The following is a 14,497-nucleotide window of genomic DNA, read 5'->3' on the forward strand; positions in this document are numbered from 1 at the left end:
CAACAACAGCGAGCAGATCTCTATGCCTATACTTATCGCCATCATCGGGGCCTTGGGCGCCGCCGCCTACTGGTACTTCCGCATGCGCGATATTGGCGTGGCGGGACGCGATCTGGTCAATGTTGCCAATGACGTGCGCCTCGCCGCCCGCCGGTTCGGCTTCTCGCGCCGCTCCAACGTGCATCCTGCGGAAAGCATCGAAGACCCCAAGGTCGCTATCGGCGGGCTTGCAGTGGCGTTTCTGGAACTGGACGACCTGCCCTCGCAAGAGGCGCGGATCGCGATGACGCGCGAATTGCAGCAAGCGACACGTGTTGATCTTGAAGATGCAGAAGAACTGGTGATCCTCGGCCGCTGGCTGATGAGCGAATGTGGCGGGCCGGAGCCCGCGGTCAGCCGTCTGTCGCGCAAGCTCTACAAGTTGGGCGGGGGCGAGCAGCTTGCCCCGCTGATGCAGGTGCTCAACGCCATCGGCGCTGCTGGCAACGGCGCATTGTCGGATCGGCAACGCGGCGCGCTGGACGACATCAAATACGCGTTCAAACTCTGACGCGAGTGCTGAGTCGTCCCAGCCTACGCCTAACCGTAGGCAACCAAACAAGATTCGGACGCGTGCATCCTCTTGCGATCCATGACATGCTGCAACGCAGCAAATCTATGGACGGATAACGGCATGTCAGGCACGGCGATCACAATTGCACAGCAGAAGGGTGGCAGCGGCAAGACCACGCTGACGGCCAACTTGGCCGTAGCCTTCACCAAGCTCGGCAAGCGGGTGGCGATCATCGACACTGACCCGCAAGGCAGCCTTGGCCGCTGGTTCATGGCGCGGCGCGAGACGTTGGGGGACGCAGGCATGGAGTTCTCCACCGCCTCTGCGTGGGGGATCGAATACGAGATCGGCAAAATGCTGGACGATGTCGACTTCGTGCTGGTCGACACCCCGCCCAAGGCCGATAGCGACCTGCGCCCGGCCCTGCGCAAGGCAGCCCTGACGCTGGTGCCGGTGGCGACCAGCCATGTGGACCTGTGGGCGACCGAGGGCGTGCTGGATCTGGCACGCCGCGAGAAAACACCCGCGCTGATGGTGCTGAACCGCACACGCGCCGGAACGCGACTGGGTCGTGACATTGCCGAAGCCGCCGCCAAGATCGACGCCGGACTGGCCGAGGCAAGCCTCGCCAATCGTGTCGCCTATGCCGAGACGTTCGGGCAAGGTCTGGCCGTGCAGGATATCGCCACAAAAAGTCCCGCCGCACTGGAAGTCGCCGCCTTGGCCACGGAGGTGCTGGCCTATCTAGACCAATAAGCGCAGCTGCGCAGATTCTTACCGACTTGCGCATCGCGCCATAAATCCGCCAGACTTCGGCTGTTGAACGCCACTCAGGACTAATTCAGGAGACCCTCATGGCCCGCAAAACCAAAACCGTGCTTATCACCGGCGCAAGCTCTGGCATCGGGGCGGCAACGGCCGTGCTGGCCTCCAAGAGCGGCTATGACGTAGGGATCCACTTCAACAACGACATGAAGGGAGCGCAACTGGTCGCACAAATGTGCGAGCAAGAAGGCGCGATTACCCACATGTTTTCCGGTGACGTGGCGAACCCTGAAGATGTGGAGCGAATCTTTGTGGAGTTCGACGCCGCCTTCCCGCAGATGGACGCACTGGTGAACAATGCCGGCATCGTGGACAAACCTCAGCGTGTCGAAGAAATGTCATACGAGCGCCTGCGCCGGATGGTTGACGTTAATCTGATCGGCGCGATGCTCGTGGCCCAGCAGGGTGTGCTGCGCATGTCGAAAGCCTTTGGTGGCGATGGCGGCGTGATCGTCAATACCGGTTCGGCCGCAGCACGTTTGGGGTCCGCAGGTCAATATGTGGACTATGCGGCAACCAAAGCGGGCATCGACATTTTTACCAAAGGGTTAAGCGACGAGGTTGCGGCGGACGGCGTGCGCGTTGTCGCGATCCGTCCGGGATTGATCGAGACTGCAATCCACGGCAAAGGCGGCTTGCCCGACCGCTGCGACGACCTCGCGCACCTTGTCCCGATGAAACGCCCTGGCGAGGCCGAGGAATGTGCCCACGCCATCTTGTACCTGATGGGCGAAGGAGCGAGCTACATCACCGGCACCAGCTTGGACGTCTCCGGCGGACGGTAAATCTGGATGCGTGCCTAGTCAGCTAGAACCACGGGCCGCGCGGCGGGTTTTACGTCAATCAATCGCTGCTCCAGTGGGACGCGCAACGCGATCTCGCGCGGGCGCGGAATGGGTTTGGTGTCATTAAGCGGCTTGCAGTAATTCTGCTTGCGCAACCACGACGCCATCTCATTGCGCTTCGACGCTTTGGTCATCGGGCCCCAATCGGCACCGACGCCCCCAAGCTTGCCATTTGCCTTTCGCGCAACAGCGTTGTCGCGTTTTACGGTGAAGGCCATGATGCGCACCGCACAGCTGAGATTGGCAGAGCCATTTTTCAACGCCGCCCCAGTGCCAACGCGGCATTTATAGCCGCGGGCCGTGCCGGGTAGAATTTGCGTCAGCCCGTACCACCGACCGCCGCCGCCGACCGCACGGGGTTTCCACGTGCTTTCATGTTTGGCCAGCGCGCTGAGGAATCCGTTCCAGAATTCGGCACGTTTCTGCAGGTCGTTGTCCTCATAGCTCGGACACCAATCTGCCATGTCGCGCGGCACCATGGTCAGCAGTGGCAAGCCGTGGCCTTTCAAGGCCTCCAAGGTCGTGCGCGTCCAAAGACGCCCTTCGGGGCGGAAATCCCAGCGGGCGCGTGGAATGTGATCTTTACGGGGGATGGGGCGCACGATATCCGAGGTTGCAACCGTCAAGGCCGCAGGCACGACATTGTCGGCCCCCGAGATCGGGGCACCTTGATCCTGAGCAAATGCGGATCCGGCCACAATACAAGCGGCGATTATAAGTGCGTGGCAGCGCATGGCGATTATGACAATCAGAGAAAGCTAACACTGACAAGTTTAAGCGTTTGTTGGCACCCGATTGTTTCCATTACAGCAACAAATCGCAAAAACTCGCCTGACTGCGCCCCTCTTTCGGCGAAATAACGCTGAACGGGTGCGGCTAACAAAGCGGTCGAGCAGGGCTTTGTCACCTTGCCGGAGCTTCGGAATTTAACTAGAACGCGGACGACCTAGTGGAGACCCCCATGCTTGATTTGACCTACGAGACCCCGAAGCCCAAAGTGATTGCCGGTGCCAAGCAAGATTGGGAGCTGGTGATTGGCCTTGAGGTGCACGCGCAGGTATCCTCCAACGCCAAGCTGTTTTCGGGGGCATCGACCAAGTTCGGGGCGGAGCCGAACTCCAACGTGGCCTTTGTGGACGCAGGCATGCCCGGCATGTTGCCGGTGATCAACGAAGAATGCATCGCGCAGGCCGTGCGCACCGGCCTCGGGCTGAAAGCCGAAATTAACCTGTATTCCGCGTTTGACCGGAAAAACTATTTCTACCCCGATCTGCCGCAAGGCTACCAGATTTCGCAGCTGTATCACCCCATCGTCGGGGTCGGCGAAGTGCTGGTCGAGCTGGGCTCCGGCGTCGCACGCACCGTGCGCATCGAGCGTATCCATCTGGAGCAGGACGCGGGCAAATCCATCCACGACATGGACCCGACGATGAGTTTTGTCGACCTGAACCGGACCGGCGTTGCGTTGATGGAAATCGTCTCCATGCCCGATATCCGTGGGCCGGAAGAGGCCGCCGCTTATGTCTCCAAGCTGCGCCAGATCATGCGCTATCTGGGGACGTGTGACGGCAACATGCAAAACGGCTCCATGCGCGCCGACGTGAACGTGTCGATCTGCGCGCCGGGTCAGTATGAGAAATACCAAGAGAGCGGCGATTTCTCCCATCTGGGGACGCGGTGCGAGATCAAGAACATGAACTCGTTGCGGTTTATCCAAGCTGCGATTGAGGTCGAGGCCAAGCGCCAGATCGCCATCGTAGAGGGCGGCGGCACTGTGAGCCAAGAGACGCGGCTTTATGATCCCGACAAGGGCGAGACGCGGTCGATGCGCTCTAAGGAAGAGGCGCATGACTACCGCTATTTCCCCGACCCCGACTTGCTACCGTTGGAGATCGAGCAAGCTTGGGTCGATGATCTGGCCGCACATTTGCCGGAACTGCCCGACGAAAAGCGCCTGCGCTTTATGGAGGAGTTCGGCCTGTCGGATTACGATTCAGGCGTGCTGACGGCGGATACCGCTGATGCGGCTTACTTTGAGGAAGTGGCCAAAGGCCGCGACGGCAAGATGGCGGCGAACTGGGTGATCAACGAGCTGTTCGGGCGTCTGAAAAAGGACGACGACAAGGCGATTACTGAGTCCCCCGTTTCACCTGCCCAGCTTGGCGGGATCATCGACCTGATCGCGTCGGATACGATCTCCGGCAAGATCGCCAAGGACCTGTTCGAAATCGTCTACACCGAAGGCGGCGACCCCGCCGAGATCGTCGAGGCCCGCGGTATGAAGCAGGTCACGGACCTTGGCCCGATCGAGGCCGCGCTGGACGAGATCATCGCCGCCAACCCCGCGCAGGTGGAAAAGGCGAAAGAGAACCCCAAACTGGCGGGCTGGTTCGTGGGTCAGGTGATGAAGGCGACGGGTGGCAAGGCCAACCCGAAAGCGGTGAACGAGCTGGTGGCGAAGAAGCTGGCTGGGTAAGACTCATGTGACGAAAAGGTGGTCATCCGACGAAAATGTCGGGCGATCATTCCGAGGCCGAAGTAGCGCGAAGCACCGCTATCCGCTATGTGTCGATGAATGAAGATTAATATTCAATCGAAGCTGCTCCCCACCCTGTTGGCGGGAATTTGTCTTAGCCTCCCGACGCCGCTATATGCTCGGACGGAAATAGACTGCCAATCCTCGCTGTCGGAACTGACTTGGGTGCTTAAAAGCGAAGAGCAATACGGCCAACTTCAATCGGAAAAAGCTGGAAAGGCACTGCACGGTGTCCGCTGCTCCGAGTCAGATATCATCATTTGGTTCGAGCAGAACTCCTGGACTCTGCGCGAGAAAACTACCGCGAGCGGGCAGTATTTTGGCGCAGCCTCTAGGAGATATAGCGCGGATAGGGGGCTGATTTTCTGCCGCCCACAACCTTTTTTGCTTAGATGGTCCAAGGGGGGCTGCTCGGCGCAGGCTGCCGTAAACATGTTCGAGGGCCGGATCACCCAGATTTTTTCTGGACCAACCAAATAGACGGGCACAGTGAACGCCGGCTTCGGCAGCTTTCATACGGCGATTATTATAAACACCCGACACACCTCCACCCACCAACGGCTAGGATGCCGTGGCGGGGGAAAGCGTCTCGCATCTTGTTAGCGAAATGGTGGCGCCACCAAAGGCAGACGGCCATGATCCATGCGGTTCCCCGAGAAGGTTTCCCCTCCAGCGGCCTTTGTTTCGCGAAACGCCAGCAGCCCGAACGGACTGCCGCATGTTTCTGATGTCTTGAGTGCGGAGGGTGTCACGCCGCCGCGCGGTACCGGTGACAGGGTTTAGCCTCAAGCCGTTAGCAATTTGGAAAGGCAGCGTGCGCCGCCAAAGGAACGTTTCGTTCACACTTGTTTCACTCGCATTGACGCGCAGGGTCGCGGCACAGTGGTGGTGTAGTTGTTAACGAGTTGCCTAGTTACCTTTGTTTGTTTGCGGAGCGCGCGCCTGATGGATCAAGCCACAGTTTACCAAGTGATCGGCGTGTGCGGGTTTTTGTTTTATATGGCCGGATATGCCGGAGTTCAGCTTGGCTGGCTGGACGGCAATGGCTGTGCTTATTGTTTAAGCAACACCATCGGGGCGTGTTTGGTCCTTGTGAGTTTATGTCATTCGTTCAACCTTGCCTCGGCCCTGATACAGATCACGTGGATCTTTCTTGGGGTCTTGGGGCTGTACCGCAGGCGTGTCGCCGTGGCGTCCGCGCACCAGTTAGGCTGAGCCCACGCCGCTTTTGCTGGACTCAGTTGCGGGGCTTTTGTAACAGGAACCCTTCTGCTGAAGGGGATACGTGCGATGCCAACATTTGAATACCAAGTCGTTCCGGCGCCGCGCAAAGGCAAATCCGTGCGCAAAATTCGCGGCAATGACGCCAAGTTTGCCAATACCATCAGCGTGTTGATGAACGAGATGGCCGCCGAAGGCTGGGAGTACCAGCGCGCCGAGACCCTGCCCTGCGAAGAGCGTCAGGGCCTGACGGGCAAGACGATCAAATACCATTCCATGCTGGTGTTCCGTCGCGAAATCGCTGCCGAAGTTATGGCGGAGGACGCGCCGGTTGTACCCGTAGTGGCCGCACCCGTGGTCGAGCAAAAAATAACCGCCGAGCCTGAACCAGAGAAACGGCCGGAGCCGGTTCTGACCCGCACCGAAGGCCCAGCCTCCGAAGGGTTCTTGGGGGGCGATAACGTGACCAAGCCGGATGACGGCAAAGAGCTTGCCGCCGAATAAGCGTTGAAGCGTCAGTCCGAGATGTCCAAAGCCAGCGCGTGAATGCGCCCGATCAGATCGGGGCCAATGGCGGCATGCACCGCCCGGTGGCGCTGTATCCGTGACATCTCCGCAAATGCAGGCGCACGAATTGCTACGTTAAAGTGGCTCTCGCCGCCCTCTTGAAAGCCAGCATGTCCACGGTGACTTTCGCTGTCATCAACCACTTCAAGATGCGTTGGCGCGAACGCTGTGCGCAGTTTGTCGTCAATCTGTTGTGTTATACCCATATTTTTTCCAATCTGCCCTTCACCTCGCTGCTCAAAACCCTAAAGTGTGTTCTCCGAGTCTAAAAGGTTAAGTCATGGCGCGCCCCCCGTTTGATCCATTTGAATTCGACATTTCCGCGAAGACCGATAAAGCGCGTCGCGCCAAGGGGCGGCGAGGTATGTCCGGTGCCGTGGAGACGTCTCAACGCACCTGCGAAGCACCGGGCTGCGAAGAGCCGGGCAAATACCGCGCCCCGAAATCGCCGGATGTGCTGGATGACTTCTACTGGTTCTGCCAAGCGCATGTCCGCGAATACAACCTGAAGTGGAATTTCTTCGAGACCCACACGCAAGAAGAGATGGAGCGCCAGATGTCCTCGGACAAAGTCTGGGAGCGCCCCACAAAGCCGATGAAAAAGGGCGAGGAACAGCGCGCATGGTCCCGCCTTGGTGTGGACGATCCGATGGCCGTTCTGGGTGAGAACGCCACCCGAAATCCGGGCCGCAACCCTAACGGTGCTGGGCGCAAACTGCCTGCCAGCGAACGCAAGGCGTTAGAAATTTTGCAAGGCACCGTCCACATGAGCAAGCAGGACCTGCGTACCAAGTACAAGAGCCTGATCAAAGACCTGCATCCCGACATGAACGGCGGCAACCGCGCCGACGAGGAGCAATTGCAGCAGGTCGTTTGGGCATGGGATCAGCTTAAGGATAGCCGCAACTTCGCGGGCTGACAAAACGCGGCGTCAGGTCGCTTGTGAATTCAGAGCTGGCGCAGGCCTTTCCCTTGCCCTTCCCCCGAATATGTTGCATCCCGTTGGGGTTATTCTGAGGGAACGAAAATATGGCTGACGGCAGCATGGATTTGAACACGAAACCGACCGAGGACATCTCGGTTCGCGAAGTTTTTGGCATCGACAGCGATATGAAGGTCAAAGGCTTTGCCGACCGTACCGACCGCGTGCCAGAGCATGACAGCACCTACAAGTTCGACCGCGACACCACCCTCGCGATCCTTGCGGGCTTCACCCATAACCGTCGCGTGATGATCCAGGGCTATCACGGCACGGGCAAATCCACCCATATCGAGCAAGTCGCCTCGCGGCTGAACTGGCCCTGCGTGCGGGTAAACCTCGACAGCCATATCAGCCGGATTGACCTCATCGGCAAGGACGCCATCAAGCTGAAAGACGGCGTGCAGGTCACCGAATTCCAAGAGGGCATTCTGCCTTGGGCGCTGCGCAACCCGACCGCGATCGTGTTCGACGAATATGACGCGGGCCGCGCCGACGTGATGTTCGTGATCCAACGCGTGCTGGAAGTCGACGGCAAGCTGACGCTGCTGGACCAGAACAAGGTGATCAACCCGCATCCCTATTTCCGCCTGTTCGCCACCGCCAACACGGTCGGCTTGGGCGACACGACGGGGCTGTACCACGGCACCCAGCAGATTAACCAAGGCCAGATGGACCGCTGGTCGCTGGTTTCCACGCTGAACTACCTGTCCCACGATGCGGAGGCCGCGATCGTGCTGGCCAAGAATCCGTTCTACAACACCGAAGAGCGACGTAAGACTGTCGCCCAAATGGTCACCGTGGCTGATCTGACGCGAACTGCCTTTATGAATGGTGATCTGTCGACATTGATGTCGCCCCGCACCGTGATCGCATGGGCGCAAAACGCGTTGATATTCAACGATGTCGGCTACGCCTTCCGCCTGAGCTTCCTGAACAAATGCGACGAGCTAGAGCGTGAAACCGTAGCCGAGTTCTACCAGCGTTGTTTTGACGAGGAACTGCCGGAGAGCGCTGCGAGTGTGAGCCTTGGCTAACAACGACAACCCCGCCGATCCGTTCAAAAAGGCGCTGGCTGAGGCGACGAAGACGCTCGCCAATGATCCTGATCTGGGTGTGGCCTTTTCGGTCGACCCTCCGGGGATGACCAACGATCAGGTGCGTCTGCCACAAGTCACACGGCGGATGACCAAGGCCGAAGTACTGCTCGCTCGTGGCACGGCTGACGCGTTTGCGTTGCGCCGCCGGTTCCACAGTGACACCACCGCAAACCGCTACCTGCCGCAAGGCAACATGGCCCGAGAGCTGTATGACGCGATGGAAACCGCACGCTGCGAGGCCATGGGCGCACGCTCAATGCCCGGCACGGCAGGCAATATCGACGCCAAAATCGGCGCAGAGGCGGAACGCAAAGGCTACGGCCAAGTCACCGAGGCGGGCCAAGCCCCCCTGTCCGTCGCGGCAGGCTATCTGATCCGCCATCTGGCGACAGGCCGCGAGTTGCCGGCCGATGCGTCCAACGTGATGAACCTGTGGAAGGATTTCATCGAAGGGGCTGCGGGTGGCACGCTGGAGAACCTGCAAGACGTGCTGTCCGATCAGGCCAGTTTTGCAAAATTTGCACGCCAGATTATCGACGATCTAGGCTATGGCGACCAGCTGGGTGACGACCCTGACGACATCAACGAGGATCAGGAAGACGAAGCCTCCGAGGACGAGCAGGACCAGGATCAAAGCGACGACGCGAACTCCGACAAGGAGGACAATTCCGAGGATCAGGACGCCTCTGCCGAGCAGTCGCAGGAGCAGCAGGACGACGCCTCTCAGGCGACGGTGCAGCTTGACGACATGGCCGATGCGGAGATGGGCGACGAGGCGGAATTGCCCGAGGGCGAGGCCCCGATGGACCCGCCGCCCCCCGCGCCTCATTCCGACGCGGACCCAAACTATGTGGTTTATTCGACTGAACATGACGAGGAAATCCGTGCCGAAGATCTGGCCGAGCCTGCCGAATTGGAACGCCTGCGCGCCTATCTCGACCAGCAGCTGGAGCCGCTGAAAGGTGCTGTGTCGCGGCTGGCCAACAAACTGCAACGCCGCTTGCAGGCACAGCAAAGCCGGTCTTGGGAGTTTGATCTCGAAGAGGGCATGTTGGACGCTGGCCGCCTTGCGCGTGTCATCGTCAGCCCGACTACGCCGCTTAGCTTCAAGCAGGAAAAGGACATGGAGTTCCGTGACACCTGCGTGACGCTTCTGATCGACAATTCCGGCTCCATGCGCGGCCGCCCGATTTCCATCGCGGCGATTTGTGCGGATGTTCTGGCCCGCACGCTAGAGCGCTGTCAGGTCAAAACCGAGATTCTCGGCTTCACCACCCGCGCGTGGAAAGGTGGCCTCAGCCGCGAAGGCTGGCTGGCCGATGGCCGCGCGCAACAACCGGGCCGCCTGAACGATCTGCGCCACATCATCTACAAATCCGCCGACGCCCCATGGCGCCGGTCGCGCGACAATCTGGGCCTGATGATGAAAGAGGGCTTGTTAAAAGAGAACATCGACGGCGAGGCGCTGGAATGGGCCCATAAGCGCATGATCGGCCGCCCCGAGGCGCGGAAAATCCTCATGGTGATCTCCGACGGCGCGCCGGTCGACGATTCAACTTTGTCCGTTAACCCCGCGAATTACCTGGAAAAACACCTGCGCGACGTGATCGCTATGGTAGAAAAACGCAAAGCGGTGGAACTGATCGCCGTGGGTATCGGCCATGACGTGACCCGCTACTACGAGCGTGCGGTGACAATTACCGATGTCGAACAACTTGCCGGTGCGATGACCGAACAGCTGGCCGCGCTGTTCGACAGCGACCCGCGCGCCCGCGCCCGCGTTATGGGCATCAAGCGCGCCAGCTAACCCCCATCATTGCTTCAAAAATACCTCGGAGGGGTCCGGGGAGGCAGCGCCTCCCCGGCGTCGCGACGCGCCATAAGCGCGGCGCAAACCCTTGCTTTCCGCTTGCACCATGGCCTAATTCTAAGCACCCTCGCGCCAAACCAAACTGAGGGCCTCCCATGTTTCAAAGCTTCGACGACGCCACCTCCCCCGACCAAGGCCCGCCGCGCTTGAAGGCTTTGCAACAACAGCTTGAAAAAGAGGGTTTTCACGGTTTTCTGATCCCTCGCGCAGACGCATATCAGGGGGAATATGTCGCTCCCTCGGACGATCGTTTGGCATGGCTTACAGGTTTCACCGGCTCGGCCGGATTTTGTGCTGTTTTGCGCGACATAGCAGGTGTTTTCATCGACGGGCGTTATCGCGTGCAGGTTAAGGCGCAGGTGGATACCGACCACTATACCCCTGTTGCATGGCCCGAAACCAAGCCTGGGCCGTGGTTGAAACAGCATCTGCCTGAGGCGCATAAAATGGCCTATGATCCGTGGCTGCATACCAAATCCGAGTTGGAAGCCATTGAAAACTCTGGCGTTACGCTTGTGACGACATCCAATCTCGTGGATCGCATTTGGACAGACCGCCCCGCACCTCCCATGGGGAAGATTGCCGTTCAACCGCTTGAACTGGCTGGTGAGTCTCATGACGACAAACGCGCAAGACTGGCCGCGCAACTGCACGACGCGGGCCATGATGCCGCCGTGCTGACGCTGCCGGACAGCATCGCGTGGCTGCTCAACATCCGCGGCACGGACATAAAACGCAATCCTGTGCCACATTGCTTTGCTGTGCTGCACGCGGATGCCAGCGTTGATTTGTTTGTGGCCGCAGAAAAACTGTCCGAGATTGGAGATCATCTGGGAGGCGAAGTTCGCATCCATTCCCCCGACGCTTTCCTTGGGGAACTCGCGGGCTTGAAGGGCACCATTCGTGTCGATAAATCCTCGGCCCCTGCCATCGTGTCCCAGACGATTACGGCTGAAGTCGTCTGGGACGAAGACCCCTGCATCCTGCCAAAGGCCCGCAAGAACGCGGTTGAAATCGAAGGAGCACGGGCCGCACATATCCGCGATGCCCATGCGATGGTGAACTTCCTTGCGTGGCTGGACTCGCAAAAACCGGGTCTGACCGAAATCGACGTGGTCACAGCACTAGAAGGCTTCCGCGCCGAGACCAATGCGCTGCGCGACATCAGCTTCGAGACGATTGCCGGGGCCGGACCGAACGGGGCTATCGTGCATTACCGCTGCACCAAAACCACCAACCGCGCGGTGAAAGACGGCGAATTGCTGCTGGTCGACAGCGGCGGGCAATATGTGGACGGCACCACCGACATTACCCGCACGGTGGTCATGGGGACGCCCACGCGCGAGCAATGCGAATGCTACACCCTTGTGTTGCAAGGAATGATCGCGCTGTCCATGGCGCGGTTTCCGCGTGGGGTCGCGGGCCGCGATCTGGACGCGCTGGCCCGCGCACCGTTATGGCGGCATGGGTTGGATTATGACCACGGCACCGGACACGGCGTCGGCTCGTATCTCTGCGTCCATGAAGGCCCTGCCCGTATCAGCCGCCTCTCCGAGGTGCCGCTCAAACCGGGTATGATCTTGTCGAACGAGCCGGGATATTACCGCGAAGGGGCCTTTGGTATCCGCATAGAAAACCTGATTGTTGTGCAAGACGCGCCTGCGATGGGCGACAAGCGGGACCAGCTGAGCTTCGAGACGCTGACATGGGTGCCATTTGACCGCCGCCTGATCGCGGTTGACATGTTATCACCTTTGGAGCGGCAGTGGATCGACGGCTACCACGCGAAAATTGCTGAAAAATTGAGCGTTCAGGGCGGGGTGCGCGATTGGTTGGTCGCTGCGACAGCACCGCTGTAAGGTCACGGCTTCCCAAAGTGTCATGAACATGCAATGTTCCTCGTTCAGCATGAACTGACCGTATTAAAGGGGCTCGTCACCATGGCCAACAAGATCAAATTGCGCACAGCACCCGGCAAATACTCGATCCGCGCGGCAGGTGCCGTTCTGGGCGAAAGCAGCAATGTGATCGAGTTGTCCGAGGGCGATATGACGCCGGTTCTCTATGTTCCGCGCACCGATCTGGCCATGGCGTTTTTCGACAAGACCGACACCAGCACCCATTGCCCGCACAAGGGTGACGCGACCTACTACACGCTGGAAGCCAAGAGTGGACCGATCCCGGATGCCGCGTGGTCCTACGAGACACCGCATAAAGGTTTGGAAGCCATTGCGGGCCATTTGGCGTTCTACCCAGACAAAGTGACCGTCGAGGAAGTCTGACCCACCGTCAGGAATGCTCTTCAGCCGCCGTCGCGGCCAAGGCGCGGTTATATTGCTTTAACGCATCAACCTGAAACAACGCACCCAGAATGGTGGGCGGCTCACCCTCTTTGCCCATCGTGGCGACGGGGATAAAGACGTCATTGTTCAGCTCGAAGATCGGCATTGCCTCCTCCAGCGTGGCGTTCGGGCCAATATAAATCCCCTGCTCGATCATCACCCAGATGTCTTCTTCTTTCGCCGGATAGGCGTGATTTTCGTCGCGCATGACGTTGCGCACGCGGAACATCGACAGCAGATACGCCTGTGGCCCTGCGGCCAAGTGGACATCGCGGCGTTCCAACTGTGTCAGGAAGAACGACCGGTCCACCAGACGGCTGGCCAGCGCCGTGGAGAGTGACACGGCGACCATAACGGCAAGCCCGGTTTGCCAGTCCCCTGTCAATTCAAACACGATGAGCGTTGTCGAAATCGGTGCGCCCAGCACCGCCGCCGCGACCGCCCCCATGCCCGCAAGCGCATATAGCGTTTCGGAGCCGGAGACGTTCGGGAACACGCTTGTGGCGATGCCACCGAAGGCCAGACCTGTCAGTGCGCCAACCATAAGCGACGGCGAAAACACCCCGCCGCCCATCCGGCCAGCCATCGTAATCGCCACCGCCGCGACCTTGAGCATGGCGAAGATGATCGCTTCGTAGAGCAGCAATTCACCGGTCAGCGCCGCCGAAGTGGTGCCGTACCCCACGCCGATGATATGCGGAAACCAGACGGCCATGAGCCCGAGCAATGCACCCGCACATGCAGGCCGGAGCCAGCGTGGCATGCCAGTGAGCTTTTGGATGTGGTTGCCCACATCATCAGCCCAGAAAATCGCTCGCATGAGAGCGACGGCGATAAGGCCGCAGACCAAGCCCAGCAATAGGAAGGCTGGCAGCTCTACATAGAAATCAAGCGTGGTGTTGGTTGGCAGAATGAACTCGGTCACGTCGCCAAATGCCAGCCGGTTGATCACCGTACCCGCGACCGAGGCAATAACGATGGGCGCGAAAGCATGCACGGCGAAGTGGCGCAGAACCACCTCCAGCGCGAAGAGCGCACCCGCGATGGGCGCGTTGAACGAGGCGGAGACGGCGGCGGCCACAGCACAACCCAGCAAGTCGCGGCCTGTGATGCCGTTGGCCTTGATCAGCCCGCAGACCCAGCTTGAAATGACGGCGGCAACGTGGACGACCGGCCCCTCCCGACCGGACGAGCCCCCCGTGCTTAGCGTAATGATGGACGCGGCGGCGGAGGCCAGCCCCGCGCGCTTTTCCACCCGCCCGTCATGCAGCGCGGAGCCCTCGATCACGTCTGCCACGGAGCGCACCCGCCCGTCATCAGTGAACACATGCAATATCCAGCCCGTCAGCAACCCGCCCGCAATGGGGATCAGAACTATCCAATACCAGTCCACGTCAGTGACGAATTCCTGCAACGCACGCACGTCCTTGGCGTTGTAAAGCACGCCTTGAATGACCGAGATTCCCCACCGAAACAGCAGGGCAGCAAGACCAGCAGCAATCCCAACCATCAGCGCAATAAACCAGAATTGCAGTTGGGACGGGCCACGGTGGCGTAGAACATGAAAAGCACGTCGCAACTCGTTGACCGCAGTCGTGATTTGGTCGCGGATAAAACCGCGATCCTCGTCATTTTGTGGTGGTTGCTCGGCCATATGTC

At 59.7% G+C, this 14,497-nt stretch carries 15 protein-coding genes; 12 read left to right on the forward strand and 3 right to left on the reverse strand.

The window, feature by feature from the left end:
- Positions 1-22: 22 nt before the first annotated feature.
- From BCF46_RS05770 to BCF46_RS05780, 3 genes are all read left to right on the forward strand, one after another.
- On the forward strand, positions 23-550 hold the full coding sequence (locus BCF46_RS05770) for a hypothetical protein (protein ID WP_245989869.1): 528 nt from the start codon (positions 23-25) through the stop codon (positions 548-550).
- A gap of 123 nt (positions 551-673) precedes the next feature.
- Positions 674-1,309 carry a ParA family partition ATPase gene (gene parA / locus BCF46_RS05775; RefSeq protein WP_121022666.1) on the forward strand — a complete coding sequence of 212 codons (636 nt, stop codon included), beginning with the start codon at positions 674-676 and terminating at the stop codon, positions 1,307-1,309.
- Positions 1,310-1,407: 98 nt separating this feature from the next.
- Positions 1,408-2,163 carry an SDR family oxidoreductase gene (locus tag BCF46_RS05780; RefSeq protein WP_121022668.1) on the forward strand — a complete coding sequence of 252 codons (756 nt, stop codon included), beginning with the start codon at positions 1,408-1,410 and terminating at the stop codon, positions 2,161-2,163.
- Positions 2,164-2,177: 14 nt separating this feature from the next.
- Here BCF46_RS05780 and BCF46_RS05785 read toward each other — a convergent pair whose 3' ends face one another.
- A complete protein-coding gene (locus tag BCF46_RS05785; RefSeq protein WP_245989871.1) occupies positions 2,178-2,921 on the reverse strand; it encodes a transglycosylase SLT domain-containing protein in 744 nt (247 codons plus the stop codon).
- 263 nt (positions 2,922-3,184) lie between these two features.
- On the opposite strand from BCF46_RS05785, the gene gatB reads away from it, so the two are divergent.
- The 4 genes from gatB (at position 3,185) to BCF46_RS05805 (ending at position 6,484) form a co-directional block, all read left to right on the forward strand.
- Positions 3,185-4,699, forward strand: coding sequence for an Asp-tRNA(Asn)/Glu-tRNA(Gln) amidotransferase subunit GatB (gene gatB, locus BCF46_RS05790; protein ID WP_121022672.1), 1,515 nt, complete (start codon positions 3,185-3,187; stop codon positions 4,697-4,699).
- A 99-nt stretch (positions 4,700-4,798) separates the two neighbouring features.
- On the forward strand, positions 4,799-5,239 hold the full coding sequence (locus BCF46_RS05795) for a hypothetical protein (RefSeq protein WP_121022674.1): 441 nt from the start codon (positions 4,799-4,801) through the stop codon (positions 5,237-5,239).
- A 465-nt stretch (positions 5,240-5,704) separates the two neighbouring features.
- Positions 5,705-5,974 (forward strand): CBU_0592 family membrane protein, encoded by a 270-nt coding sequence (locus BCF46_RS05800; RefSeq protein ID WP_121022676.1) that lies wholly within the window; start codon positions 5,705-5,707, stop codon positions 5,972-5,974.
- A 75-nt stretch (positions 5,975-6,049) separates the two neighbouring features.
- Entirely contained in the window at positions 6,050-6,484 is a 435-nt protein-coding gene (locus BCF46_RS05805; RefSeq protein WP_121022678.1) for a DUF4177 domain-containing protein, read from the forward strand.
- 11 nt (positions 6,485-6,495) lie between these two features.
- Here the strand turns inward: BCF46_RS05805 and BCF46_RS05810 are convergent, their stop codons facing one another.
- Positions 6,496-6,753 (reverse strand): BolA family protein, encoded by a 258-nt coding sequence (locus BCF46_RS05810; protein ID WP_121022680.1) that lies wholly within the window; start codon positions 6,751-6,753, stop codon positions 6,496-6,498.
- 74 nt (positions 6,754-6,827) lie between these two features.
- On the opposite strand from BCF46_RS05810, the gene BCF46_RS05815 reads away from it, so the two are divergent.
- The 5 genes from BCF46_RS05815 to BCF46_RS05835 all read left to right on the forward strand — a co-directional run bounded on the left by BCF46_RS05815 (position 6,828) and on the right by BCF46_RS05835 (position 12,778).
- The gene (locus BCF46_RS05815; RefSeq protein ID WP_121022682.1) at positions 6,828-7,466 is read left to right on the forward strand and encodes a J domain-containing protein; all 639 of its coding nucleotides are present in this window, start codon (positions 6,828-6,830) and stop codon (positions 7,464-7,466) included.
- A 110-nt stretch (positions 7,467-7,576) separates the two neighbouring features.
- Entirely contained in the window at positions 7,577-8,563 is a 987-nt protein-coding gene (gene cobS, locus BCF46_RS05820) for a cobaltochelatase subunit CobS (RefSeq protein WP_121022684.1), read from the forward strand.
- Positions 8,556-10,433 carry a cobaltochelatase subunit CobT gene (gene cobT, locus BCF46_RS05825; RefSeq protein ID WP_121022686.1) on the forward strand — a complete coding sequence of 626 codons (1,878 nt, stop codon included), beginning with the start codon at positions 8,556-8,558 and terminating at the stop codon, positions 10,431-10,433. The genes cobS and cobT overlap by 8 nt, the downstream gene beginning before the upstream one ends.
- Positions 10,434-10,591: 158 nt before the next feature.
- Positions 10,592-12,355, forward strand: coding sequence for an aminopeptidase P family protein (locus tag BCF46_RS05830; RefSeq protein WP_121022687.1), 1,764 nt, complete (start codon positions 10,592-10,594; stop codon positions 12,353-12,355).
- A gap of 81 nt (positions 12,356-12,436) precedes the next feature.
- A complete protein-coding gene (locus tag BCF46_RS05835) occupies positions 12,437-12,778 on the forward strand; it encodes a DUF427 domain-containing protein (RefSeq protein ID WP_121023267.1) in 342 nt (113 codons plus the stop codon).
- A 7-nt stretch (positions 12,779-12,785) separates the two neighbouring features.
- Here the strand turns inward: BCF46_RS05835 and BCF46_RS05840 are convergent, their stop codons facing one another.
- On the reverse strand, positions 12,786-14,492 hold the full coding sequence (locus BCF46_RS05840; RefSeq protein WP_121022689.1) for a chloride channel protein: 1,707 nt from the start codon (positions 14,490-14,492) through the stop codon (positions 12,786-12,788).
- Positions 14,493-14,497 lie beyond the last annotated feature (5 nt).

Source organism: Litoreibacter meonggei (assembly GCF_003663885.1).
GTDB lineage: Bacteria > Pseudomonadota > Alphaproteobacteria > Rhodobacterales > Rhodobacteraceae > Litoreibacter > Litoreibacter meonggei.

Excerpts from the sequence above, each read along its gene's own strand:
- parA (WP_121022666.1), top strand. The coding sequence starts at position 674 with ATGTCAGGCACGGCGATCACAATTGCACAGCAGAAGGGTGGCAGCGGC.
- gatB (WP_121022672.1), top strand. The coding sequence starts at position 3,185 with ATGCTTGATTTGACCTACGAGACCCCGAAGCCCAAAGTGATTGCCGGT.
- BCF46_RS05835 (WP_121023267.1), top strand. The coding sequence starts at position 12,437 with ATGGCCAACAAGATCAAATTGCGCACAGCACCCGGCAAATACTCGATC.
- BCF46_RS05810 (WP_121022680.1), bottom strand. The coding sequence starts at position 6,753 with ATGGGTATAACACAACAGATTGACGACAAACTGCGCACAGCGTTCGCG.
- BCF46_RS05795 (WP_121022674.1), top strand. The coding sequence starts at position 4,799 with ATGAAGATTAATATTCAATCGAAGCTGCTCCCCACCCTGTTGGCGGGA.
- BCF46_RS05805 (WP_121022678.1), top strand. The coding sequence starts at position 6,050 with ATGCCAACATTTGAATACCAAGTCGTTCCGGCGCCGCGCAAAGGCAAA.
- BCF46_RS05840 (WP_121022689.1), bottom strand. The coding sequence starts at position 14,492 with ATGGCCGAGCAACCACCACAAAATGACGAGGATCGCGGTTTTATCCGC.
- cobS (WP_121022684.1), top strand. The coding sequence starts at position 7,577 with ATGGCTGACGGCAGCATGGATTTGAACACGAAACCGACCGAGGACATC.
- BCF46_RS05815 (WP_121022682.1), top strand. The coding sequence starts at position 6,828 with ATGGCGCGCCCCCCGTTTGATCCATTTGAATTCGACATTTCCGCGAAG.
- BCF46_RS05830 (WP_121022687.1), top strand. The coding sequence starts at position 10,592 with ATGTTTCAAAGCTTCGACGACGCCACCTCCCCCGACCAAGGCCCGCCG.
- BCF46_RS05770 (WP_245989869.1), top strand. The coding sequence starts at position 23 with ATGCCTATACTTATCGCCATCATCGGGGCCTTGGGCGCCGCCGCCTAC.
- BCF46_RS05780 (WP_121022668.1), top strand. The coding sequence starts at position 1,408 with ATGGCCCGCAAAACCAAAACCGTGCTTATCACCGGCGCAAGCTCTGGC.
- BCF46_RS05800 (WP_121022676.1), top strand. The coding sequence starts at position 5,705 with ATGGATCAAGCCACAGTTTACCAAGTGATCGGCGTGTGCGGGTTTTTG.